Genomic DNA, 1,391 nt, shown 5'->3' with positions numbered 1-1,391 from the left:
TACCAGAACTATCCGATCGACACCGCCGCGTTGACCGGTGCTGACGGGTTGGCCATCACCGAGATCACCAGCCACGAATCCACCCACTACCCACTGGTGGTGGCGGTCCTGCTGGGCACTGAATTGAGGATCCGCGTCGAATTTGACACCGCGGTGTTCGACACGGCCACCGTTGAGGCGTTGGTGGGGCGGTTGCAGCGGGTGTTGGTGGCGATGACCGCCGATCCGGCCCGGCCGGTGTCGTCGATTGATGTGTGCGATGAGGCCGAGCATGTGTGTCTGGATGAGATCGGTAATCGGGCGGTGTTGGGTGCGCCGGGGCCGGCGCCGGTGTCGATCCCGGTGCTGTGGGCCGCGCAGGTGACCCGCACCCCGGATGCGGTGGCGATCAGCTACCAGGGCTGCGCCATGACGTATCGGGAGCTCGATGAGGCGTCTAACCGGTTGGCGCAGTTGCTGATTGGTCAGGGTGTGGGCCCGGGTGAGTGTGTGGCGTTGCTGGTGCCGCGTTCGGCGCAGGCGATCATCGCGGTGTTGGCGGTGCTCAAGACCGGGGCGGCTTATGTGCCCATCGACCCGGATCTTCCGGATGCGCGGATCGGGTTCTTACTCACCGATGCCGCCCCGGTCGCGGTGATCACCACCACCGGGTTGGCTGGCCGGCTGGCCGGGTGCGACGTGGCGGTCATCGATGTCGAGGACCCCGCGGTGGGAAGCCAGCCCGCTACCGCGCTGCCGATCATGGTGGCCCCCGACGATATCGCGTATCTGATTTACACCTCGGGCACCACCGGGGTGCCCAAGGGGGTGGCCATCACCCACCACAACATCACCGCGCTGCTCGGGGCGCTGCCTGCAGCCCTGCCGGAGGCGGCTGTGTGGTCGCAGTGGCATTCGTTGTCTTTCGACGTGTCGGTGTGGGAGATCTGGGGTGCGCTGCTCGGTGGCGGGCGGCTAGTCGTGGTACCCGAGTCGGCGGCGCGCTCCCCGGATGATTTCCTTGCTTTGCTGGTTGCTGAGCAGGTCAGTGTGTTGAGTCAGACCCCGTCGGCGTTTGCTGGGTTGCAAAGCGTTGATGCCGACCGGCCCGAGCTGGCAGATCAGTTGCAACTGCAGGCCGTGGTGTTCGGCGGGGAAGCGCTTGTGCCGCAACGTCTTCGGGCTTGGCTGGACAATCATCCCGGGTTGCCGCGCTTGATCAACATGTATGGCACTACCGAGACCACGGTGCATGCTTCGGTGCGTCAGATCAGTGCCGCTGATGTGGACAGTTCGGCCAGCCCGATCGGGGTGCCGTGGGCGCATCTGGGCTTTTTTGTGCTGGATGGGTGGTTGCGTGCGGTGCCGGTGGGGGTGGTGGGGGAGTTGTATGTGGCCGGCGCTGGTGTGGG

1 protein-coding gene is annotated in these 1,391 nt (G+C 65.7%); it reads left to right on the top strand.

The genetic code is table 11. The features are described from left to right. The coding region (locus OQ968_RS24695) for an AMP-binding protein (protein WP_324682278.1) at positions 1-1,391 on the top strand (1,391 nt) is incomplete at both ends.

Origin of the sequence: Mycobacterium sp. 663a-19, assembly GCF_035616495.1 — a bacterium.
Taxonomy (GTDB): domain Bacteria; phylum Actinomycetota; class Actinomycetes; order Mycobacteriales; family Mycobacteriaceae; genus Mycobacterium.
The sequence above is the reverse complement of the archived record's forward strand: the minus strand, read 5'-3'. Positions and strand labels throughout refer to the sequence as shown.